Origin of the sequence: Streptomyces sp. NPDC017676 (assembly GCF_044329325.1) — a bacterium.
In the GTDB taxonomy this organism is placed as follows: Bacteria; Actinomycetota; Actinomycetes; order Streptomycetales; family Streptomycetaceae; genus Streptomyces.
Window position 1 is genome coordinate 67,467 of sequence record NZ_JBIRJA010000006.1, and the last position, 20,823, is coordinate 88,289.

The 20,823-nt window shown below is 72.1% G+C and carries 16 protein-coding genes and 2 pseudogenes; 5 read left to right on the plus strand and 13 right to left on the minus strand.

All coding sequences use genetic code 11. The annotated features are described in order from the left end of the window. Positions 1 to 5: 5 nt before the first annotated feature. A pseudogene (locus tag ACH4LD_RS14780) lies at positions 6 to 230 on the minus strand (gamma-glutamyl-gamma-aminobutyrate hydrolase family protein); the annotation flags it as partial. On the opposite strand from ACH4LD_RS14780, the pseudogene ACH4LD_RS14785 reads away from it, so the two are divergent. Continuing rightward, positions 231 to 779, plus strand: a pseudogene (locus tag ACH4LD_RS14785) (cytochrome P450); the annotation flags it as partial. Positions 780 to 906: 127 nt separating this feature from the next. Here ACH4LD_RS14785 and ACH4LD_RS14790 read toward each other — a convergent pair. The 4 genes from ACH4LD_RS14790 to ACH4LD_RS14805 all read right to left on the minus strand — a co-directional run bounded on the left by ACH4LD_RS14790 (position 907) and on the right by ACH4LD_RS14805 (position 5,983). Continuing rightward, positions 907 to 2,202 carry a carboxylesterase family protein gene (locus ACH4LD_RS14790; RefSeq protein ID WP_398055094.1) on the minus strand — a complete coding sequence of 432 codons (1,296 nt, stop codon included), beginning with the start codon at positions 2,200 to 2,202 and terminating at the stop codon, positions 907 to 909. A gap of 514 nt (positions 2,203 to 2,716) precedes the next feature. Continuing rightward, the gene (locus ACH4LD_RS14795) at positions 2,717 to 3,967 is read right to left on the minus strand and encodes an MFS transporter (protein ID WP_398055095.1); all 1,251 of its coding nucleotides are present in this window, start codon (positions 3,965 to 3,967) and stop codon (positions 2,717 to 2,719) included. A gap of 248 nt (positions 3,968 to 4,215) precedes the next feature. Continuing rightward, a complete protein-coding gene (locus ACH4LD_RS14800; protein WP_398055096.1) occupies positions 4,216 to 5,088 on the minus strand; it encodes a helix-turn-helix transcriptional regulator in 873 nt (290 codons plus the stop codon). A 187-nt stretch (positions 5,089 to 5,275) separates the two neighbouring features. After that, a complete protein-coding gene (locus ACH4LD_RS14805; RefSeq protein WP_398055097.1) occupies positions 5,276 to 5,983 on the minus strand; it encodes an alpha/beta fold hydrolase in 708 nt (235 codons plus the stop codon). A 188-nt stretch (positions 5,984 to 6,171) separates the two neighbouring features. Between ACH4LD_RS14805 and ACH4LD_RS14810 the strand changes: the two genes are divergently transcribed. From ACH4LD_RS14810 to ACH4LD_RS14820, 3 genes are all read left to right on the plus strand, one after another. Continuing rightward, positions 6,172 to 6,924: a helix-turn-helix transcriptional regulator gene (locus ACH4LD_RS14810; protein WP_398055098.1), complete on the plus strand. Its 753-nt coding sequence runs from the start codon at positions 6,172 to 6,174 to the stop codon at positions 6,922 to 6,924. 32 nt (positions 6,925 to 6,956) lie between these two features. Continuing rightward, entirely contained in the window at positions 6,957 to 7,442 is a 486-nt protein-coding gene (locus tag ACH4LD_RS14815) for a DUF3291 domain-containing protein (protein WP_398055099.1), read from the plus strand. A gap of 83 nt (positions 7,443 to 7,525) precedes the next feature. Continuing rightward, positions 7,526 to 10,321, plus strand: a complete 2,796-nt coding sequence (locus tag ACH4LD_RS14820) for a SpoIIE family protein phosphatase (RefSeq protein ID WP_398055100.1) — start codon at positions 7,526 to 7,528, stop codon at positions 10,319 to 10,321. A 21-nt stretch (positions 10,322 to 10,342) separates the two neighbouring features. Here the strand turns inward: ACH4LD_RS14820 and ACH4LD_RS14825 are convergent, their stop codons facing one another. From ACH4LD_RS14825 to ACH4LD_RS14860, 8 genes are all read right to left on the minus strand, one after another. After that, the gene (locus ACH4LD_RS14825; RefSeq protein ID WP_398055101.1) at positions 10,343 to 10,714 is read right to left on the minus strand and encodes an STAS domain-containing protein; all 372 of its coding nucleotides are present in this window, start codon (positions 10,712 to 10,714) and stop codon (positions 10,343 to 10,345) included. Positions 10,715 to 10,742: 28 nt separating this feature from the next. Beyond that, a complete protein-coding gene (locus ACH4LD_RS14830; RefSeq protein ID WP_398055102.1) occupies positions 10,743 to 11,966 on the minus strand; it encodes a PP2C family protein-serine/threonine phosphatase in 1,224 nt (407 codons plus the stop codon). Between the two features lie 90 nt (positions 11,967 to 12,056). Then, complete coding sequence (locus tag ACH4LD_RS14835) at positions 12,057 to 12,773, minus strand: GntR family transcriptional regulator (RefSeq protein WP_398055103.1); 717 nt, start codon at positions 12,771 to 12,773, stop codon at positions 12,057 to 12,059. A 255-nt stretch (positions 12,774 to 13,028) separates the two neighbouring features. Next, positions 13,029 to 14,573 (minus strand): sugar ABC transporter ATP-binding protein, encoded by a 1,545-nt coding sequence (locus ACH4LD_RS14840; protein ID WP_398055104.1) that lies wholly within the window; start codon positions 14,571 to 14,573, stop codon positions 13,029 to 13,031. Then, a complete protein-coding gene (locus ACH4LD_RS14845) occupies positions 14,570 to 15,646 on the minus strand; it encodes an ABC transporter permease (RefSeq protein ID WP_398055105.1) in 1,077 nt (358 codons plus the stop codon). The genes ACH4LD_RS14840 and ACH4LD_RS14845 overlap by 4 nt, the downstream gene beginning before the upstream one ends. Next, positions 15,643 to 16,719, minus strand: coding sequence for an ABC transporter permease (locus ACH4LD_RS14850; protein ID WP_398055106.1), 1,077 nt, complete (start codon positions 16,717 to 16,719; stop codon positions 15,643 to 15,645). The genes ACH4LD_RS14845 and ACH4LD_RS14850 overlap by 4 nt, the downstream gene beginning before the upstream one ends. Then, the gene (locus tag ACH4LD_RS14855; RefSeq protein WP_398055107.1) at positions 16,716 to 17,804 is read right to left on the minus strand and encodes a mandelate racemase/muconate lactonizing enzyme family protein; all 1,089 of its coding nucleotides are present in this window, start codon (positions 17,802 to 17,804) and stop codon (positions 16,716 to 16,718) included. The genes ACH4LD_RS14850 and ACH4LD_RS14855 overlap by 4 nt, the downstream gene beginning before the upstream one ends. Before the next feature lie 35 nt (positions 17,805 to 17,839). Next, on the minus strand, positions 17,840 to 18,931 hold the full coding sequence (locus ACH4LD_RS14860) for a substrate-binding domain-containing protein (RefSeq protein ID WP_398055108.1): 1,092 nt from the start codon (positions 18,929 to 18,931) through the stop codon (positions 17,840 to 17,842). Between the two features lie 387 nt (positions 18,932 to 19,318). Here ACH4LD_RS14860 and ACH4LD_RS14865 point away from each other — a divergent pair, with 387 nt between their 5' ends. Further along, positions 19,319 to 20,530 (plus strand): ROK family transcriptional regulator, encoded by a 1,212-nt coding sequence (locus tag ACH4LD_RS14865; RefSeq protein ID WP_207928288.1) that lies wholly within the window; start codon positions 19,319 to 19,321, stop codon positions 20,528 to 20,530. The last annotated feature ends 293 nt before the right edge of the window (positions 20,531 to 20,823 follow it).

Below are 20,823 nucleotides of genomic sequence, written 5' to 3' on the forward strand. Positions count from 1 at the left end.
CGTCGTCAGGGCGTCGCGCGTGCGGCGCGCACCAGCGCGTCGAAGAGACTCTGCTGCACCGGGTCCTCGTGCGCGGTGTCCTCGGGATGCCACTGCACGGCCAACACCGGTCCCCCGTCGGTGAGTTCGACGGCCTCGACGGTCCCGTCGGCGGCGCGTGCGGTGACCGTCAGCCCCTCCCCCGGCCGGTCCACGTGCTGGTGGTGGTAGCAGGACGCCTCCGCCTTGTCGACGGCGTTCCCCTGTCCCCGCAGGACTTCGACAACTACTTCCTGCTCCTGGTCGTCGCCGGCAACGAGACCACCCGCCACACCATCACCCACTCCATGCTGGCCCTCATCCAGCACCCCGAACAGCTCGCCCGCCTCCAGGAGGACCCCTCCCTCATCCCGACGGCGGTGGAGGAGTTCCTGCGCTGGGCCTCTCCCGTCTACCACTTCCGCCGCACCGCCACGCGCGATGTCGAGCTGGGCGGCAAGCACATCAAGGAGGGCGACAAGGTCGTCATGTGGTTCGCCTCCGGCAACCGCGACGAGGAGGTCTTCGGCAATCCCTACGACTTCGACGTCACCCGGCAGAACAACGACCACATCACGTTCGGCAAGGGCAGCCCCCACCTGTGCCTGGGCAACCTGCTGGCGCGCACGGAGATCCGCATCATGTTCGAGGAGCTGATTCCCCGTCTGGCGGACATCAGACTGGCCGGGGACGTCCCGCGGGTCCGCTCCAACTTCGTCAACGGCATCAAGAAGCTGCCGGTCGAGATCACTCCGGCCTGATCCACGGCAACGGCCCGGCCCCCGGCGCCCCGAGGGGCCGGGCCGCATGCGGGCACCGGCGGGGCGGCCGACCTGCCGCGGTCGCCGCCCTCTTGAGCCGTCCACGGCCGCTGTCCGCTCTCCTCCCTCAGCCGAAGTGGCGGATGCGGGCGGCGGTCGCGGGAGCGTAGGGCAGCCAGTCACCGGCCGTTCCGGCGGCGACGAACCGGGCGAGAGCGGTCGCGAATTCGCGGCCCAACGCGCGCTGGGCTTCTCCGGCACCGGCGAGGACGGGGCTGTCCGGGTAGGCGTCGAAGGTGTTGAAGAGGAAGGGCAGGTCGGCGCAGTGGGTGGCACCCAGGCCGTACGCGTCGTCGGCGGGGGCGTAGTCGAACCGGTAGACGCAGGTGGTGTTGCCGCCGGCCGCATGATGGTCGGCGATCCGCAGTGAGCCGTCGCGGAAGAGTCCGTCGGTCTGCACGGCGGTGAAGATCTGCGCCGCAGTCGCCTGCGGAAGCCGGGCGGCGTGCCGCTGGTAGGCGTCCTGGGCGGCCTCCCGGCCGACCTGGGCGGTGAGCAGGTCCAGCGCGGTGGCGGCGGTGAGGTTCTGGATGCGGGGATCGAAGGCGAAGAACGCCGTCGCCTCGTCGCGGGTGGTACCGATCAGCAGCGCCTTGCCCGCCAGGGCACCGTCGGCGAGGGCCCGTTGCCAGGTACGAGGCATACCGGGTGCCCCGAGGACCGGATACATCGGCGGGGCGGCGCCGCCCGGAGCCGCGAGCTGCGCGGAGAGCCGACCGTAGGCGTCCAGCAACTGCTCGGCCGGCAGCGCGCGCAGGGGCTCGGCGGGGTCGGCGCCGGCCGGGACGCCCAGCAGGCGCAGGTAGGCGTCGGCGTTCTCGGCGGCCTGGTGGGGGTGCTGCGGGTCCAGGCCGAAGGGGCCGCTCTGCAGCAGCACCCGGGCGATGGATCCGTTCGTCCCGGGATCGAGCGCGAGCGACAGGGCCGAGTACGCTCCGGCGGACTGCCCGCCGACGGTGACCGTGCGGGGGTCGCCGCCGAAGGAGGCGATGTTGTGCCGCACCCAGCGCAGGACGGCGGCCTGGTCCTGGGAGCCGGGGTTGGCGGCGCCGATCTCCGGCAGGTAGAGGTAACCCAGCGGTCCCACCCGGTAGTTGGCCGTGACGACCACGATGTCGCCCAGAGCGGCGAGGCGACCGCCGTCGTACCAGTCCCAGCCGCCGGAACCGCTGGTGAAGCCGCCGCCGTGCCACCGGAGCAGGACCGGTCGGGCCGTGCCGTCCGCCGGCGCCCGGCGTGGGGTGAAGACGTTGACGGTCAGGCTGCCGTCCTCGTTCCAGTCCGGTGTGCGCCGCCCCTGCACCCGCTCCAGCCGGGAGGCCGCCTGCGGCACGGACGGGCCGGCCTGTGCCGCCTCCCGCACGTCCGTCCAGCCCGGGTGCGCCCGCGGTGGCGCGAACGCTCGCCGACCGGCGACGCCGCGTAGGGGATCCCGCGGAAGCAGAGTGCCTCACCCTCCGCGATTCCCCTGACCCTGCCCCGGTCGGTGTCCACGATCGTGCGCCCGCTACCAGCGGTCATCGTGCCCCACCTGCTTTCTCTCGTCTCGGTCCCCCTGAGACGTTTCTAGGCCGGAACGAGGATCTGAGCCAGAATTGACCATTCCGGTTGAGGAAGAAGGACATCGGATCTTCATCCATGGAGAGAGTGCGCCACCAGCTGAACGAAACGGACAGCCGGATCGCCGCCGCGCTGCCGGCCGCCACGCCTGCGTCCTGGCGCACGGTCAGCCGCGTCCTGGGCATCTCGGAACGCACCGTCGTACACCGTGCGGCCCCGCTGTTCGGCGACGGCACGCTGCGCGCCACGGCCGTACGCAACCCCGCGCACTTCCCCGATCTGATTCCGCCGGCCCTGCGCATCCGCTGCCGGCCAGGTCAGTCGGCTGATTCCGCCTTGCCGTGGGAGGCGGCCAGCAGGCCGAGCGGCAGCAGGGCCGCCAGGGCGAAGGCGAAGCCGGTCAGCGACGGGCCCTTGAGACCGAGGCCGGAGGTCAGGGCGATGCCGCCGAGCCAGGAGCCCGAGGCGATACCGACCTGGAAGGCGGACGTGGCCAGGGCCATGGGCAGGGACCGGCCGGCTCCGGAGACCCGGACGACCTCGCCCACCACGATGGGGTTGTTGGCGAAGCCGGCTCCGCCGAGCAGCACCACCAGGGCCACGGCCACGACGCTGTCGGTCGCCCACAGGGTGAGGGCGCCGAGAAGCGCGGAGGTGAGGGCGGTGGCCGGGATGAGCGTGCCGTAGGGGCGCCGGTCACCGAGGCGTCCGCCGACCGTGGTACCGGCCAGGGCGCCGACGCCGTAGCCGAGCAGGGCCAGCGGCACCACGGCGGTCGCGAGGTGGGCGCGGTCGGTCAGCAGGGGGACGACGTAGCTGTAGGCGGCCATGATGCCGGCCTGGATGAGCGCGATGGCCAGGTAGACCAGCCACAGGCGCGGATGCCTGAGCGCGGTCGCCTCGGCGCGCAGGGAGGTGTCGGCGCGTGTGGTGTCGGCCGGGATCCGGCGAGCGATCACGGCGGCGGCGATCACGGCGAGAGCGGCGAGCATCCAGAAGGGGGCCTGCCAGCCGGTCAGCTGGCCGGCCGCCGTACCGAGCGGGACGCCGACGATGTTGGCGAGCGTGGTGCCGCCGACCATCACGCCCATGGCGCGGGTGCTGGCGGCCGGTCCCGCGGCGGCGGTCGCCACCACCGCGCCCACGGCCCAGAAGGTGCCGTTGCCGAGCGCGGAGGCGAAGCGGCCGACGAGGGCGAGGGTCAGGTTCGGGCTGAGCGCGCCGACGATGTGCCCCACGGCGAAGACCAGCAGTGCGGCGACCAGGGCCGAGCGGCGCGGCAGGCGCTGGGTCGCCAGGGCCATCACCGGAGCGCCGATCATCATGCCGACGGCGAAGGCGGTGATCAGCGTCCCGGCGCTGGAGACGCTGACGGCGAGGGCGCCGGAGATCTGCGGCAGCAGGCCGGAGACGATGAACTCGCTGGTGCCCATGATGAACGCGACGGCGCCCAGCAGCCACACCACCGGCGGCAGCTTGACCTTCCCGGCAGGCACTGCCGTGCCGCCGTCACCCGTGGGCGGCGCCGCGGACGAGGTGTCCGGCTTCGTGGACGAGGGGGAACTCACTGACGGTCCTTTCGAGCAAGGTGGCGCGGGCCCGGTCGTCCGAAGGCGTTCGGGCTGAGCGGCATGCGCGCCGAGTGGAGTGCGGGCCGATCCCTGCAGGCCCGCCGCACTCCACGGAACCAGCCGCCCGGCCCGGCAGGCAGTCACGCTCGTGAGGGGTGACAGCAGGGACCCCCTCGTGCGGGAACCGCGCGGCGTGTGCTGCCCGCCCGCGGGCAGGGGCCCGGGCGGACAGTGCGTGTCCGGCGTCAGCTCTCGGTGTGGGCCCGCGTCGCGGCCTCGTCCTGTGTGGCCGCCCAACTCGCCAGGAGCTTCAGAGCGTCCGCGGCCCGGGTGCCGGGATCGGCGCTGTACACGGTGATGGACAGCCCCTGGTCACCGGGCAGGTCCAGAGTTTCGTGGGCCGGCTCCATCGCGCCCACCGCGGGGTGGTGGAACCGCTTGGTTCCCTCGGTGAAGACGTGCACGTGGTGCGCTCCCCACATCGTGCGGAAGGCGTCGCTGCGGGTGGACAGCTCACCGATCAGGTGCGACAGCTCACGGTCGTACGGGTTCTTGGCGACCTCGACCCGCAGCACGCCGACTCCGTCGCGGGCCACACGCTCCCAGTCGGGGTGGAGCCGGGTGGCGCGGGGGTCGAGGAAGACGAACCGGCAGGTGTTGGCCGGCTTCTGCTCGAACGCCTCGTAGTGCAGGGCGCGGGCGAGCGGATTCGCGGCCAGGATGTCCATGCGGTTGTTGCGCACGTACGCCGGCTGGTCGCGCAGGCCCTCGATGATGCGCAGCACGCTGGGCCCTACGGTGGCCTTCTTCGGGCGACTTCGGACCCGGGCCGGGGTCGCGCTCGCGGCACGGGCCAGGGCGTAGAGGTGGTCCCGTTCGGTGTCGTCGAGCCGCAGGGCCTGGGCGAGTGCGTCCAGGACGCTGTCGGAGGCTCCGCCGAGGTCGCCGCGTTCCAGGCGCGTGTAGTACTCGACGCTCATCCCGGCGAGCATCGCGACCTCGCCCCGGCGCAGCCCGGGCACCCGACGGTGCCCGTACACCCGCAGTCCCGCCAGCTCGGGCGTGATCCTGTCACGGCGGGACCTGAGGAACGCGCTCACTTCGGCCCGGTTGTCCATGCGGCCGGCCTAGGGAGACGGCGCGGGCCCTGGGGGTCCCTGTCAGTACCCCCGTGCGGCGGCCCGGTCGACGCGGACGAGGTCGCCCGGCGTCGTGGAGGACCGTCCGACAGCCTGCTCAGGAGGGTGCGCGCGCACTCCACGGGCCGGCAGTCACGCTTCTGGGGTCAGCCGAGGCGCTGGGCCCTCAGGGCAGGCCGACGGAGCGCGAGCCGCTCCCTTCGTCTTCCGGCACGGCGTCTTCCGGCCCGGTGAGCCGGGTGGCGAGGCGGTAGGAGACGGTGACGTCGCGGTACTCCTCGCCGGGCGCGACCCTGTCGGGGAGGCGGGTTCGGTCGCTGTGGCTCGTCGACTCCCGCTCCCCGGTGCCGGGGAAGCGGACGGCTGTCCTGGGTTGTGCCGCGAAACGGAGACGCTCGGCGTGGACCGTCGACCGGAACGAGATGTGCCACCAACTCGCGGCGAACGTCGCGTCACAGCGCCATAGCGCTTCCCCGACGGGAACGGCGTCCAGCACGCTGACGGCGGACACGGCTTCCGGGTGGTCCAGGGCGAGGCGCGTGGCCACGTACGCGCCCCGGTCGTGCCCGACGACGGTGAACCGTTCGTGCCCGAGGCCGCGCATGACCGCCAGGCAGTCGCCGGTCATGGCGCGTTCGGAGTACGGGCTGTGGCTCGGGTCGGTCGGGGGCTTCTCGGACTCCCCGTAACCGCGCAGGTCGGGGCAGACCACCGTGTGACCCGCCGCCGCCGGCAACGGGGCCACGCGGTGCCAGGTGGAGTGCGTTCGCGGGTGCCCATGCAGGAGCAGCGCCGCGGGTCCACTGCCGCCGTGACGCACCCGCAGCCGGACCCCGTCGCCCTCGCGACGCGTCAGCGTGAACCCGTCGAACATGGAACCTCCTGTGGCGTGGCCGGGACTCACGGATCCCCTGCCCGGAGCACTTCATGCACAGCGGCCGCGGCCGTGGTCGGCCGGTCACCGGGTCCGGCACGGGCCGCCTGCCGGGCGCTGTGCGGATGGCATCGGCCGGAGCGGACCGTCTTTCTATCTCCAACGTGGATTGTTCCTAGAATGGCCAGGTGAAGGACATCGACTCGATCGCGGTGTTGCAGGATCCGGTGCGGCGCCGCCTGTACGAGTACGTGGTGGCACAGGGCCGCGAGGTCGGCCGGAACGAGGCCGCCGAGGCGGCCGGGGTGGCCCGCACGCTCGCCGCGCACCATCTGGACAAGCTGACCGAGGCCGGATTGCTGGAATGCGGCAGCCGACGGCTGACGGGCCGCTCGGGGCCGGGGGCCGGCCGTCCCGCCAAGGTGTACACCCGGGCCCCGGTCGAACGGTCGGTGTCGCTGCCCGCCCGCGACTACCGCACCGCCGCCGAGCTGCTCGCCGAGGCCGCCGAGGAGGCCGGACTGGACGCCGGGCTCTGCGCGGCCGCGCGCCGCCGGGGTGAGGCCCTGCGCGGCTCTGCGGCACCCTGCGGCGGGCTCGAAGAAGCCATGGAGACACTGGCCGCCCGCGGCTACGAACCGTACCTGGAAGGCGCCGGGAGCACCGAGCGCGTACCGGCCGCCGAAGGCGTCGGGAGCACCGAGGGGGTACGGGCCCCCGAATCCGCCGAGGAGACGACCGGGACGTCCGCACGCGTCGTTCGTATGCGCAACTGCCCCTTCCACGCCGTCGCCGAACGCTTCCCGCCACTCGTCTGCGGCATGAATCTCGCGCTGTTGGAGGGGCTGCTCGGCACGGACGGTTCCGTCCGCGCCCGCATGGACGCCCGGCCGGGCGAGTGCTGCGTGGTGGTCGAGAGTTCTAAAAACAATGGCGATTGACATAGAAATGGAGCGCGTGCTGGGATGTGGCCATGACCGCAGCCGCGCACGCCGCCCACCTCGCCGAACTCAACGTCGCCACGCTCCGTCACCCCCTCGACGACCCGCGCATGACGCCGTTCGTCGAGATGCTCGACCCGGTCAACACGGCCGCCGACGGAGCGCCCGGTTTCGTGTGGCGGCTCGCGGAGGAGGGAGGGGCGGACGCCACCGGCCTGCGCCCGGCGGGCGAGGACGTCATCGTCAACCTGTCCGTATGGGAGACCCAGGAGGCCCTGTGGGACTTCACGTACCGCAGCGGGCACCTGGAAGCGCTGCGGCGGCGGCGTGAATGGTTCCACCGGCACGTCGAGGCGCACCTGGTGCTCTGGTGGATCCCCGCCGGTCACCTCCCGACCGTCGGCGAGGCCCTGGAGCGACTGGCGGACCTGCGGGCCCACGGGCCGTCCCCGCGCGCGTTCACCTTCGCCTCGTCCTACACCGCGGCCGAGGCCGCCGGTAACGCCCGGTCGCGGTGACCTGTGAGACGTACGGCGATGGCTGCGGAGGGTGACGGGCCACACCGAAGCGAGTGCCCCATTTGCCCGATTATCCTGGAGCGGTGGAGTCGTACCCAACTCCTTCGGGCAGCGATCAGGGCGGCCGCCTGCCGCTGGACGCCGGAGTGCGCCCGGAGATCCTCGCTTCCTGGCAGCGCTCGCAGTCCCTCGGCATCGACCGCGAGCGGGCGGCCCTGCCGATCGAGAGTGACCTGGACCCGGACTCCCGGCTGATCAGGGCTGCCACGCCGGTGCTGGACCGCCTGTACGAACGGTTCTCGGGCATACCGGTGACCGTGGCACTGGCCGACTCACGGGCGCACATCGTGGACCGCTGGGGCGACCCGGCGGGGCTGGAACTGATGGACGCCGCCTCCCTGGTGCCGGGCGCCAACGTCGACGAACGGTTCATGGGAACCAGCAGCGTCAGCATGGTGCTGAGCACCAGGGAGCCGTTCGTGGTCGTGGGCCACGAACACTTCTTGCACGACTTGAAGGAGCTCACCTGCATGGCCGCGCCGGTGCGCGACCCGGTGGGCGGCACCGTGCGGGGCGCGGTCAACCTCTCCGTCCCCCGGGAACTGGCCGACCCCGGCATGGCGCTGGTCCTTCAGGACGCCACCGAACGCATCGGGGAACGCCTGCTGGAGCTGAGCACGGCACGCGAGCTCGAACTCACGCGCTCGTTCCGCCGGGCCATGGAGCGCGGCGGGCACGCCGAGCTTGACCTTGAGTCGGGAGAGCTGTCCCGGCGCGGCGGACCGCCGCCCCGACTGGCCTCGCAGGAACGGCTGACGCTGCTGGAGCGTGCCGTCGAGCTGATCTCCTCGAACGGTGAGGCGTTCGCCGAGGTGCCGCTCGCGGGCAGTCGCGTGGCCGTCCTGCGCCGGCGGGAGCTGCACCACGGTGACGCGGAGGGTGCGGCGGTCGAGGTCAGTTTCCAGGACACCGGCGGTACGGGCACGGCACGTCCGGCCACCGCGACCGCCACAGACGGTCGTGTGCCGCTCCCGGGCCGCCCCGCCGAGGTGGCGGAACCGCACGCCGGCGGAACGACCGACGCGTGGCTGCTGCTCGTGGGCGAGCCGGGCGTCGGCCGGCTCGCCGCCGAGGCGCGCGGGCGGCTGTCCCTGCTGAACGAGGCAGGTGTCCGGCTCGGCACCACGCTGGACCTGTGGCGTACCGCCGAGCAGCTGGCGGAGATCACCGTGCCGCGCTTCGCCGACCTGGTCGTCGTCGACCTGGCCGAAAGCGTCCTGGCGGGTGAGGAGCCACCGCCCGGACCGCTGCGCCCCGGCGCACCGCTGCGCCGGGTGGCCGCCTGGGCCGGCGAGGACTCCCGCGACCTCCCGACCGGCGGGGTGAACGAGCCGACCGCCTACCCCGCCGGAACACCCCAGGCCCGGTGCCTGGAGACCGGGCGGCCGGTCACGGACTCGGTGGTGACCGCCGCCCTGGCCGGGTACCCTTCCGGCCGGGCGCACCCCGTCGAGTTCCTGGGCGAGGGCGTGCACTCCTACCTGGGCGCTCCGCTGTCCGCGCGGGGCTCCGTCCTCGGCCTGGCGGGCTTCTACCGCCTCGGCAGGACGAGGCCGTACGAGCAGGACGACCTGACGCTGGCGGGCGAGCTGGCGGCCCGCGCCGCGATCAGCATGGACAACGCCCGCCGCTACGGCCGGGAGCACCACGCCTCCCTCACCCTGCAACGCAGCCTGTTGCCGCACGTCCTGCCCCGGCTGAGCACCGTCGGCCTCGCCTCCCGCTACCTGCCCGCGGACGCGAGGACAGGCGTGGGCGGGGACTGGTTCGACGCGATCCCGCTGTCCGGCATGCGCGTGGCACTGGTCGTCGGCGACGTGCCCGGAAACGGGTTGCAGGCCGCGGCGACCATGGGCCGGCTGCGTACGGCGGTACGGACGCTGGCCGGTCTGGACCTGCTGCCCGAGGAGGTGCTGGCCCATCTGGACGACCTGGTCAGCCGTACCCCGGAGGAGGACGCCGACGACCAGGACCCGGCGACGGGGACGACCTGCCTGTACGCGATCTACGACCCGGTGTCCTGCCGGTGCACCGCCGCGACGGCCGGTCATCCGCCGCCCGCTCTGCTGACTCCGGACGGGCGGGCACAGCTGATCGGCCTCCCGACCGGTCCGCCGCTCGGGCTCGGCGGGATCCAGCCGTACGAGTCCGCCACCGTCGACCTGCCCGAGGGCAGCCTGCTGACGATGTACACCGACGGACTGCTGAAGGAGAGCCGCGGCTACGAGGACACCGGAGCGCGCACCGAGCAACTGCTGGCCTTGCTGCGCCTCGCCGGTCCGGAGCTGGAGGACACCTGTGACCTGGTCACGGACGCGCTCCTGCCCAGCGGTCCGTCCGACGACGTGGCCCTGCTGCTGGCCCGTGTGCACGCGCTGCCCGAGGACCGGATGGCGTGCTGGGAGTTCCCGTCCGACCCCACGGCCGTGGGCCGGGCCAGGGCGCTCACCCGCGCCCAGCTCGCCGCCTGGGGCATGTCGGAGCTGGACTTCAACACGGGGCTCGTGGTCAGCGAGCTGGTCACCAACGCCGTGCGGTACGGCGGCCCGGGGCCGGTGGGCCTGCGGTTGCTGCGCGACGACTCACTGATCTGCGAGGTCTCCGACGGCAGCAACACCTCTCCTCGGATCAGACGCGCGGCCACGACCGAGGAGGGCGGGCGCGGCCTGTTCCTCGTGGCGCAGTACACCAAGAGCTGGGGTGCCCGCTACATGCCGCAGGGCAAGACGGTGTGGGCCGAGCAGATCCCGCAGCCGGAGCAGCCGGTGCCCGAGACGGACGAGCAGGCACTGCTGGCCATGTTCGACGACCCCGGCTGACCCGCCGCCGGCCGCGGTCGGTCAGTCGGGGACGGCGTCCAGGGTGGCGTAGCTGTGCAGTACCCGGTCCGTACCGGTCAGCGCCAGCATGCGCCGTACGCGTTCGCTGGGTGCGATCAGCGCCAGGCGGGCGCCGGTGCTCCGGGCCGTGCGGTAGACCGCGATCAGGCAGGTGAGCCCGGTGGAGTCCAGGAAGGCGACGTCGGACAGGTCCAGGAGCACGCTGTGCCCACCGGTGAGGACCAGGGGTTGCAGGGCGTCCGCGAGGTGCGAGGCGGTGTGCAGGTCGAGGTCGCCCACGACCGTGACGAGGTGGCGGTCGGTGCTCAGACGGCGGACGTGCACCTGGAGGGTGTGCTGGTGATCACGGAAGGCGGGCCGGTCGGAGTTCATCGCCGCTTCCTTCCGCGCGGGCCGGGGTTCACGGGGTCAGCTCCTGCTGGTGGCCGCCGCGCCACTCGGTGAGCAGTACGGTGGCGTCGTCGTCGAGCTTGCCGTCGTGGTGTTCCATGACGGCGGCCATCAGCCGGCGCAGGGTCTCGTGCAGGGTGTGCCGGCCGGAGTGGTGGCGGCGGATGAAGTCGACGAAACGGTCCTGGCCGAATTCTGTGCCATGCCTGTCGCGGGCTTCGACGACGCCGTCGGTGTACAGCAGCAGGCGATCGCCGGGTTCCAGCTGCTCGATGGCCGTGGTGACCGACAGGCCGAGGCCGGCGCCCATGGGACCGGCCGGGGGGCAGACCAGTTCGGTGGTCCAGCGGTTGCCGCGGATCAGGATGGGCAGGTGGTGACCGCGGTTGATCCAGGTCAGCCGGCCGCTCTCCATGTCCAGGTCGGCGAGGACGGCGGTGACGTAGCGGCTGGTGCCGAACTGCTCGATCAACGTCTCCTCCACCATCCGGCTGGTCTCGGTCAGCGAGGCACCCTGGCGTCGGGCGTTGCGGCAGGCGGACACGGCGACGTTCGCGGTGATGCCGGCGGTGGTGTCGTGGCCCATGGCGTCGAAGACGCCCAGGTGGAGGGCGCTGCCGGCCACCGCGTAGTCGAAGGCGTCGCCGCCCACCTGGTAGGCGGGCTCCATCACCGCGCCGACGGTGGCGTCGTGACCCGCGTAGGCGGGTGGCGGGGTGAGGTTCCACTGCATCTCCGCGGCCACGTTCATCGGCTCGGTGCGCACCAGACGCGCGTAGGAGTCGCTGAAGGACCGCTTGCTCAGCAACAGCAGGGCCGTCATCGACGCCAGGTCGCGCAGGGCCTGGCGGACGGGTTCGTCGTCGGTGTCGGTGTCGGCCCGCAGCACGCCCAGGCGTTCCACACCGTCGGTGATGGCCACCCACCACCGCCGCCCGCCAGGTCGGTCACGCTCGCCATCCCGTTCGGGTTCGGGCACCAGTTCCACGCGCCGGTAGGCCTGGCCGGGCAGACTGCCCGCGACGGTGAACTCCTGCCCGCCCTCCCCGGCGCTCAGCCCCTGACCAGTGAGCCGGCGCAGCACGGTCTCCCGGATGTCCACCACGAAGAGGGCCACGTCGTGGATGCCTGCCACGGCGGCGTGGTCGGCGATCATCCTGGGAAGCTGTTCGAGCGTAGCCGTATGACTGGCCTGCATCAGCCGCAACAGCGACGCCGCGCTGCTGTCCGTCACTCCGCGCCTCTCTCCCGGCCGGTCGGGTCATATCCATCCTCGGGCACCACACGGGTACCCGTTCCCGGAGAGCACGCGCGGCCCGGCCGGTCAGGGTTTCCCGGCCTGGCTGAGCTGGCGCCGGAGGCTCCCGGTGAGGTGGTCCGCCATGGCTTCCGCGGCACGGTCGGGCTTGCGGCGCAGTATGGCGCGTACGACGCGTTCGTGTTCCGCCGGCGTGGGGTCGCCGGCGTTCGCCACGCTTCTGATGCGGAAGACATGCAGATGGGAGTGGAGCCGCTCCACCGCATCGGCGAGCAGCGGGCGTTGCGAGGCCACCGCGATGGTGTCGTGGAAGCGCTGGTCCAGAGCGGCGAAGCCGCGGTAGTCCGCGTAGCGCCCCGTCGGCCCCGGGTGGGTCTGCATCTCCTCCACGAGCCGTTCGAGGGCGTCGAGTTGCTCCTCGGTGGCGTTGGCGGCGGCGAGAGCCGCCGCTCGCGGTTCCAGCAGGAGCCGCATCTCGAAGAGCTGCTCAAGGCCCTCGCGCGTCAGCAGCTCTGTCGCCCGGTACCCGGACAGCGACCTCTTGACCACGAGTCCGTCGGACTCCAGCCTGGCCAACGCCTCGCGGACGGGCGTGGGCGAGACTCCGAGAGCGCGCGACAGCGCTTCGATCCCCACGCGTGCGCCCGGAGCGATCTCATGGTCCATGACCATGGCCTTGATCTGCTCGTAGACGCTGTCCGAGAGAACCTGGCGACCGGCGCCGGCGGACCGGCCGCCTCCGGACTCCGGGGCCCTGGCAGAGGAACTGTCATGCTGTGGCATCCGTTCTCCTGCTCCTGCCGCTCCAGGCTGTCGGGACGACGCAGTTTACCGAGGTGGGCACGGTGCCCGGCTCGGGGCCGGCCGGGGCTCAGGGCATGACGGACACCTGTTCCGTGGGCCGCCACCAGGCCCGCGTCGCCTCACCGGCGGCCGTGCGGGCCCTGTGGTCCGGCACCGGCCGGGGCATGTCGCGGTGCGGCGCGCGGTACCTCTCCCGCTGGTCCGGGCGGACCCGGACCACCTGTGCCGCGCGCCTCACTCCACCCCCGTTTCCGTGGTCGCCGCCGAGAGCGCACGGTCGTGGATGACGCGGATGATCCGGCCGCTCATCCGTTCGTAGTCGCCGTCGTTGTCGACCTCGCCACGGATGCGGTGGTCGGCCATGACGAGGACACGGTCCGCCAGCGTGATCATCTCGGTGAGGTCGCTGCTGATCAGCAGGATCGGCAGACCCTCGCTGGCCAGCTCCCACAGGAGCCGGTGGAAGGCGTGCTTGGTGCGCACGTCGACGCCCACGGTCGGTTCGTCGACGATCAGCAGACGGGTGTCGGCCGCGAGCCACTTCGCCAGACTCACCTTCTGCTGGTTGCCGCCGGACAGTTCACCCACGTTCTGCTCAAGGCCCGAGATGCGGATCCCGAGCCGGTCGACCAGGTCCTGTGCCGCCTTCCGCTCCTCGGCGGCGGGAACGAACCCGAGAGCCCTGGCCAGCTTCTTCCACACGGTGACCGTGATGTTCCGGTGGATGGGCTGTGCGAGGAAGACGCCCTCTTCCTTGCGGTTCTCGGTCAGGTAGCCGATGCCGAACTCGTGCAGCGCCTGGCGGGGCGAGGCGATCCGGACCGGGTCGCCATGCATCCTGATCTCACCGGCGGTGATCCGGTCGAGGCCCAGTACGGCTCTGACCAGTTCGCTGCGCCCGGCGCCGACGAGGCCGTAGAGACCGACGATCTCGCCGGGCCGCACCGTTAGGGAGACGTCCTGGTGGCCGTGGGCGGTGGAGATGCCGTCGAGCGCGAGGACCGGGGCGGCCGTACGGTCCGGGGTGCGCGGCCGCATCTCGGTCGCCGTGTGCGCGCGGCCCACCATCAGGTTCACGATGTCGTCGTGGGAGTGGCCGGCGAGCGGAGAGGACTCCAGTACCGACCTGCCGTCGCGCAGCACGGTGACGGTGTCGCAGAGCGCGAAGACCTCTTCCAGTTTGTGGCTGACGAAGACGACGCACGCGCCACGGGCCGTGAGGCGCCGGACGACGGCGAAGAGGCGTTCGGCCTCCCGCGGGGACAACGAGGCGGTCGGCTCGTCGAGCAGCAGCACCCGGCTCTCGGTGTGGAGCGCCTTCGCGATCTCCACCAACTGCTGCTGGGCGACCGACAGTTCGCGTACCGGCCGGAGCGGGTCCAGGTCCAGGTCCAGCTCGGCCAGGCAGCGCAGGGCGGGCGCGCTCATGGCGCCGCGGTCGACGAACCCAAGACGCGCGGGAGGGCTGGTCAGCGTGATGTTCTCCGCCACCGAGAAGTCGGGTATGAGGTTGCGTTCCTGGTGGACGACGCCGATGCCGGTCCGGGTGGCCTCCAGCGGCGAGCGCAGGCGGACCTCTTCGCCGCGCCAGGTGAGCCGGCCGCCGTCGGGCGCGTGGACGCCCGTCAGGACCTTGATCAGCGTGGACTTCCCCGCTCCGTTCTCGCCCAGCAGCGCGTGCACGGATCCGGCCGTCAGGCGCAGTCCCACGCCGTCCAGGGCCCGTACTCCGGGGAAGACCTTGACGATCCCCCGGCCTTCGAGAAGGACGTCGCTCACTGCGCACCTCCCGCGTCCGCCACGGCGGCGTCGGTCGCCCGCGTTCGGCCGGCCGGCGCCGGCGGGGTTCGCCCGTGCGCCTTCCCCTTCTTCTCCAGGTGTGTCTGGTGGACGCGGCCGCCGACCACCGTGCCGAGCACGACCAGCCCGATGAGGAAGTTCACCCAGCTCGGGTCGAGCGAGAACTGGGCGCGCGCGGCGTCGACGAGCCGCATCACGAACGCCGCCAGCACCGTACCGAAGACCGCGACGGAGCCGCCGCCGAGCCCGACGCCTCCGATGATCGGGGCGGCGAAGCTCGGCAGCAGCCAGTCGCCGCCCACGCTGCGGTTGACGCCGGGCAGGGACGCCGTCGCGGTCACGGCGGCGACGCCGACCAGGAGGCCGGACAGGGTGTGCGCGAGCACGATCTGCCGGTCGGTGGAGATGCCGGACAGCCTCGCCGCCAGCGGGTTGCCCCCTGCCGCGAGGAGCCGGCGACCGGCGGTCGCGCGGTGCAGGAACACGGCCAGCAGGGCCGCCGCGGCGAGTGCGGTGAGGAACACCAGCGGGACGTTCAGCGGGGCCGCCCGGCCGAGGTCCTTCAGGGCCGGCGAGTAGCCGTCGACGGTACGCGTGCCGGCCAGCCGGTACTGCGCTCCCAGCAGGATGGTCATCACGCCGAGCGTGACGATGAAGCCGTTGATCCGGGTGACCACGATGAAGACACCGGTCGCCAGACCGACCAGCATGGCCATGAGGACGCCGGCCGCCAGCGCGACGGGTGCCGGGACGCCGCCGTCGGCCATCAGGACACCCGTCAGACAGGCCGTGCAGCCCCCCAGGGCGCCGACGGCGAGGTTGAGCTGTCCGACGCACAGGGCGACCATCTGGGCCAGTCCGATGAGGATCGGCGTGGCCAGGTACTGGAGGAAGGTCCGTACCGACGGTCCTTGGAAGAACTCGCCCGACGAGGCGATCCCCAGGGCCAGGCAGCCGCCCAGCGTGACGCACAGCAGTGTCATGGTCGTGGAGCGGGAGAAGCGGCGCAGGGCCGCGGTGGTCCGGGCTCCGCACTCATGGATCGTGATCACGTGGAGCGCACCACCTTGCGGTAGGAGACGACGGCACGCACCCGGTCGGCCGACAGGGCCAGCAGGAGGACGCAGCCGAGGTAGATGTTCAGGCTCTCCAGGCCGACGCCGAGCAGGTCCAGACCCTTGCGGATGACCGCGACGAGGGAGGTGCCCAGCAGCGCTCCGAGCACGGAGACGACCCCGCCGGTGAGAAGGGTGCCGCCGAGGACGGCGCCGAGGAAGGAGGGAAGCATGAAGTCGTCGCCGATCGAGGCGCGGAACGTGCCGGTGCTGACCGCGGCCATGAACCCGGCGAGCGCGGCGAGCAGTCCGGACAGGCTGTGCGCGAGGATCACGCGGCGGCCCGTGGGGATGCCCGACAACTCCGCCGCCTTCGGGTTCGCCCCCGTCAGCAGCAGCTCGCGGCCCATCCGGGTGCGGGTGTACAGGAAACCGAGGCCGGCCAGCGCCAGGACCGTGAACTGCGCCATCTGCGGCACGGCCGGGGTTCCGCAGACGCGCCCGACGCAGATGTCGGCGAGTGAGGTGGAGCGCAGGTCCAGGAGTCCGCTCGGCCGCGTGGTGAAGGCCGCGTTCCCGGTCAGCGCCGAGTAGAGCAGGGAGACCAGTCCCATCAGCACGAAGTCCATGGCCAGGGTGACCACGAAGGAACTCACACCGGTCCGGGCGATGATCCAGCCCGTCAGGGCGCCGATGGCGGCTCCGGCGATCAGGCAGACGGCGAGGCCGAGTTGGAGCGGAAGGTGGAGCCGGTCGTAGCCGAGGCCGGCGAAGAGGGCACCGAAGGCCGCCATCCGGCCGACGGCGAGGTTCATGTGTCCCACGGAGAGGACGGCCAGCTGGGCGAGCGCCACCACGGTCAGCGTCGAGATCTCCCGCAGCAGGGGGAACAGCACGAGCCGCTGGTCGAGGAACGCCGGCCGCAGAGCGCCGAACAGCGCGGCGAGGGCGACGGTGAGCACCAGGAGACCGAGCCGCTGGTCCACCCAGGACGGCAGCCGCCGCGGGGGGCGCCGTGCGCCGGCCTCCTCGCCGGCCTCGTGCTCCGGTGCCGTGACGGGTGTCCTCATGCCACCCTCCTGTTGTCGATGGCGTCCCTGTCCCAGTCGATCCCGATGCCCGGCACATCCGGTGCGACCGCCCGTCCGTCACGGACCGTCAGGCCGGTGCGGGTCACCGCCGTCAACTGCGGGATGTACTCGACGAACATCCCGTTGGGCACCGCGGCGGCCAGACTGACGTGCAGTTCCATCAGGAAGTGCGGGCAGACCATGACGTTGTGGCTCTCCGCCGTGTGCGCGACCTTCAGCCACGGCGTGATACCGCCGACGCGCGCGGCGTCGACCTGTACGACAGAGGCGGCGCCCGACTCCAGATACGCGCGGAACTGCATGGCGGAGTACAGGGATTCACCGACGGCGACGGGGATCCTCGTCGCGGCCGCCAGGCGGGCGTGTCCGCTGACGTCGTCGGCCGGAAGGGGCTCCTCGAACCAGTACGGCCCGTAGGGCTCAAGGGCGGCCGCGAGGTGGACAGCCGACGAGAGGGTCTGTGACTGGTTGGCGTCGGTCATGATGTGCAGGGACGGGCCGACCGCCTCGCGGACGGCGCGCAGCCGCTCGGCGTCCTCGGCCACGTGCGGTTTCCCGACCTTGATCTTGACTCCCGCCCATCCGGCCCGCTGGGCCTCGCGTGCCGAACGGACCAGGTCGTCGGTGCTCAGGTGGAGCCAGCCGCCTTCGGTGTCGTAGAGGGGGACCTCCTGGCGGTGGCCGCCGGCCAGCCGCCACAGTGGTTCACCGGCGCGCTTGCACCGCAGGTCCCACAGGGCGGTGTCCACGGCGGCCAGGGCCAGGGAGGTGATGGCTCCGGTGGTGGTGGCCCGGGTCGTGGCGAACAGCCGCTGCCACAGCGCCTCGACGTTACGGGCGTCCGCTCCGGCGAGGAGGGGCAGCAGGTGGTCCCGGAGCAGGGCGAGGACGGATGATCCGCCGGTGCCGATCGTGTAGGCGTAGCCGGTTCCCCGGAGGCCGTCCCCGGTGGTGATCTCGACGAGGATCGTCTCCTGCTTGACGAAGGCCTGCACGGCGTCCGTGCGGTCCTTCTCCACCGCGATGTCGGCGAGCAGCGCGGTCGCGGTCGTGATGGTGGTCATCGGGCGGGGTCCGCTTTCCGTAGGGCCGTCAATGGTCACTCGCAGACGAGGAGCGTGTCCGCGAACTCCTTCTTGAGCTGCTCGGTCTTCGCCTTCCTGGCCGCGTCGTAGGTGCCCGCGTTCGCTTTGGTGACCACGAACGAACCGGAGTCGACGGTCTGGCCCGGGTGGCGCATGGCGCACTGCTTCGTCTGCAACAGCGCCAGCGCCCAGATCCCCACCTCGGCCTGTCCGACGGGGTTCTGCACGACGGTCGCGGCGACCGAGCCGTCCTTGATCGCGCCGAGGATCTTGGCGTCGTCGTCGATGGCGACGACCTTGGCGGCGGACCCGGAACTCTTCACCGCGTCCGCGGCGGCGACGGCGGGGTTGTAGGCGGTGGTGACGATGCCCTGGATCCGGTCGCCCTTGGCCGCGAGCAGGTCGGAGACCGCCTTCTGCGCGGTCTGCAGGTCCTTGTCGACGTCGGTGACGGTCTGCAGCAGCCTGACCTGGCCGCCGGACTCCTTCACCGCCTTGGCCACGCCCTTGATGCGCAACTGCGTGTTGGCGTCCACGTTGTTGCCGGTGAGGTGGACGAGCGTGCCCTTGCCCCCCATGGCGTCGATCGCGGCCCTGGCCGCCTTGTAGGCGGCGACCTCCACGTCCGTGGACAGGCAGAAGTCGGCCTTGTCGGTGGGGCCGGCGGGACAGGACGCGAGCGAGGCCACGGCGAAACCCTGTGACCTGAGGTCCTGGAAGGTGGTGTTGATGTCGGTGGGCGACACCCCGAAGACCCCGAACGCGTTGTAACCGCGGGCCGCGAGCGTGGAGAGCAGGTTGTCCTGCTTCTGCTGGTCCCACTCGGAGGTCTCGTCGAAGGTCACGTCGCCGAGGCCGTACTCCTTCTTCGCGGCGGCGCCCGCCGCCTTCCAGGGCTGGAAGTACGGGTGGGCGCCGCCGGGCACGAGGGCCACCTTGACGCCCGACCCGTCGGCCAACCGGGCCGTGCCGGTGCCGGACTTGCCGGGCGCGGGGGCCCGGGTGCCGGTCCCGGCACCGGAGTTCTTGATGGTGCAGGCCGCCGGGGTCGCCATGAGCACGGCGGCGACGACACCTGAGAGGACGGAACGGGTCGGGGGACGCATCTCCACCACACCCCAGAATCACATAGGAAATTGGTACGGCGATGCTTGGCCACCCAGCTCCGCCCGTCAACCCCTCGAACCACACAATCGACGTCGACCTGGTCAGAGAGAAGGAGGAATCCGGTTACGACGGGTCCACCGGTCGGTCCTCGCCGGTTCGGACCGGAGCAAAACCCTATAGGAATCGTGAAGTCAGCGATGAGCCCAGGGCCTGCCGGGAACGGCCGAGATGCTGCCCGGTGCCGCAGGGTCGAGCCCTTGGATCCACCGTCAACATCCCTGCGTAGCTCGCCATTTCTGAGGCTGAGCACCCATCCAGTAAGCACTTCTGAAGAAGTATGGTTTTTTCATTGACAGCGGAAAAGAGTGACGCCTAGGTTTCCGGCCATGCGCCCGACCTCCCCCCGTGAGTCGGTCCCCACGATGACTCCGGCCGCTTCCCTGGTCTTCACCACGCTGCTCTCCCACGGTCCGCTCACCCGGGCCGAGGTCGCGCGGCGGACCAGCCTGTCCGCCGCCGCCGTCACCAAGGCGGTTCGTCCGCTGATGGAACTCGGCTATCTGGTCGAGGGGGTGGACGAAGAGGCGCCGCCCGCCGTGGGACGCCCGGCCAACCTGGTGTGGGTGGACGGCGGAAGGGCGCTGTTCATCGGGCTCAAGGTGACGGGCGACGAGATCATCGCCGTACTGGCCGATCTGTGTTGCCGCATCCGGCTGTCCCGGCACGTACACCTCACGGGCCGCGAGCCGGAGGTGGTGCTCCCCGCCATCATCGCGCTGGTACAGGAGTTGCTCACCGAAGCGGCCGGATTCGGCGTGCGGGTGCGGGGGTTGGGCATCGCGATCTCGGGGGACGTGGACCGGGCCGAGGGGGTCGTCCGTTACTCGCCCTTCCTGGAGTGGCGGGACGTGCCGCTCGCCGAACTCGCCGCGGCCGCGACCGGGTTGCCGGTCACGGTCGACAACGACGTGCGGGCGCTCACGGTCGCCGAGCACTGGTTCGGGGCCGGAGTCGGACTCTCGCACTTCGCCCTGGTCACCGTGGGCGCCGGCATCGGCTGCGGCCTGGTGGTACACGGACGGGTGGTGTCGGGCGCGCACGGCGTGGCCGGTGAGATCGGGCATCTGTCCCTCGACCCGCTCGGCCCGCGGTGCCACTGCGGAAACAGGGGGTGCGTGGAGGCGATCGCGGCGGACCCCGCGATCGTGCGCGCGGTGCGCGCGGCCACCGGCGAGCGGGTGGCCGACACCGCTGAGGCGCTGGATCTGGCCCGCCGCGAGGACCCCGGTGCCCGGGCGGTCTACGCACGGGCCGGCGAGGCCATCGGCAAGGCGATCGGCTCCCTGGTGAACCTCCTCGGTCCCGAACGGGTGATCATCTCCGGGGAGGGCCTGGCCGCCTACGACCTCTTCGCCGAGGGCATCCGGGACGCGTTCGCCGCGTCCGCCTTCGGTACCGCCGCGCGGTGTGACGTGGTGACACGTCCGCTCCCCTTCGAGGAGTGGGCGCGCGGGGCCGCGGCCACCGCGATCCAGTCCTTCATGGGATCGGACACGTACGAGGAGCAGCCCATGACGCTGCAGAGCCGCAGCCCGTAGACCGCGCGCCTCCGGCCGACGGACGGCCACCGGACGCCGGGGCCGCCGTGAGCCCGGCCCTGCCCGCTCTCGCCGTCGGCGGCACCGGGCCGGCGCCAAGACGGTTCCCCCTCCCCACATTCGTCGCGGCGGGTGCGCCCACGACCGCGACCCCCTGCTCCCGGTGCGCCGCACGCCACGGCGACAGCGCACCTGCGGGCTCCCCCTCGGCTCGGGCACGGACCGGGCCACCGATTCCGACGCCCCGGCGGCCGGCCGCTCGACCGCCTCCCCGGCGTCCTGCCCGGCACCGC

Excerpts from the sequence above, each read along its gene's own strand:
- ACH4LD_RS14800 (WP_398055096.1), bottom strand. The coding sequence starts at position 5,088 with ATGGACAACCGGGCCGAAGTGAGCGCGTTCCTCAGGTCCCGCCGTGAC.
- ACH4LD_RS14805 (WP_398055097.1), bottom strand. The coding sequence starts at position 5,983 with ATGTTCGACGGGTTCACGCTGACGCGTCGCGAGGGCGACGGGGTCCGG.
- ACH4LD_RS14815 (WP_398055099.1), top strand. The coding sequence starts at position 6,957 with ATGACCGCAGCCGCGCACGCCGCCCACCTCGCCGAACTCAACGTCGCC.
- ACH4LD_RS14825 (WP_398055101.1), bottom strand. The coding sequence starts at position 10,714 with ATGAACTCCGACCGGCCCGCCTTCCGTGATCACCAGCACACCCTCCAG.
- ACH4LD_RS14835 (WP_398055103.1), bottom strand. The coding sequence starts at position 12,773 with ATGCCACAGCATGACAGTTCCTCTGCCAGGGCCCCGGAGTCCGGAGGC.
- ACH4LD_RS14850 (WP_398055106.1), bottom strand. The coding sequence starts at position 16,719 with ATGAGGACACCCGTCACGGCACCGGAGCACGAGGCCGGCGAGGAGGCC.
- ACH4LD_RS14855 (WP_398055107.1), bottom strand. The coding sequence starts at position 17,804 with ATGACCACCATCACGACCGCGACCGCGCTGCTCGCCGACATCGCGGTG.
- ACH4LD_RS14860 (WP_398055108.1), bottom strand. The coding sequence starts at position 18,931 with ATGCGTCCCCCGACCCGTTCCGTCCTCTCAGGTGTCGTCGCCGCCGTG.
- ACH4LD_RS14865 (WP_207928288.1), top strand. The coding sequence starts at position 19,319 with ATGCGCCCGACCTCCCCCCGTGAGTCGGTCCCCACGATGACTCCGGCC.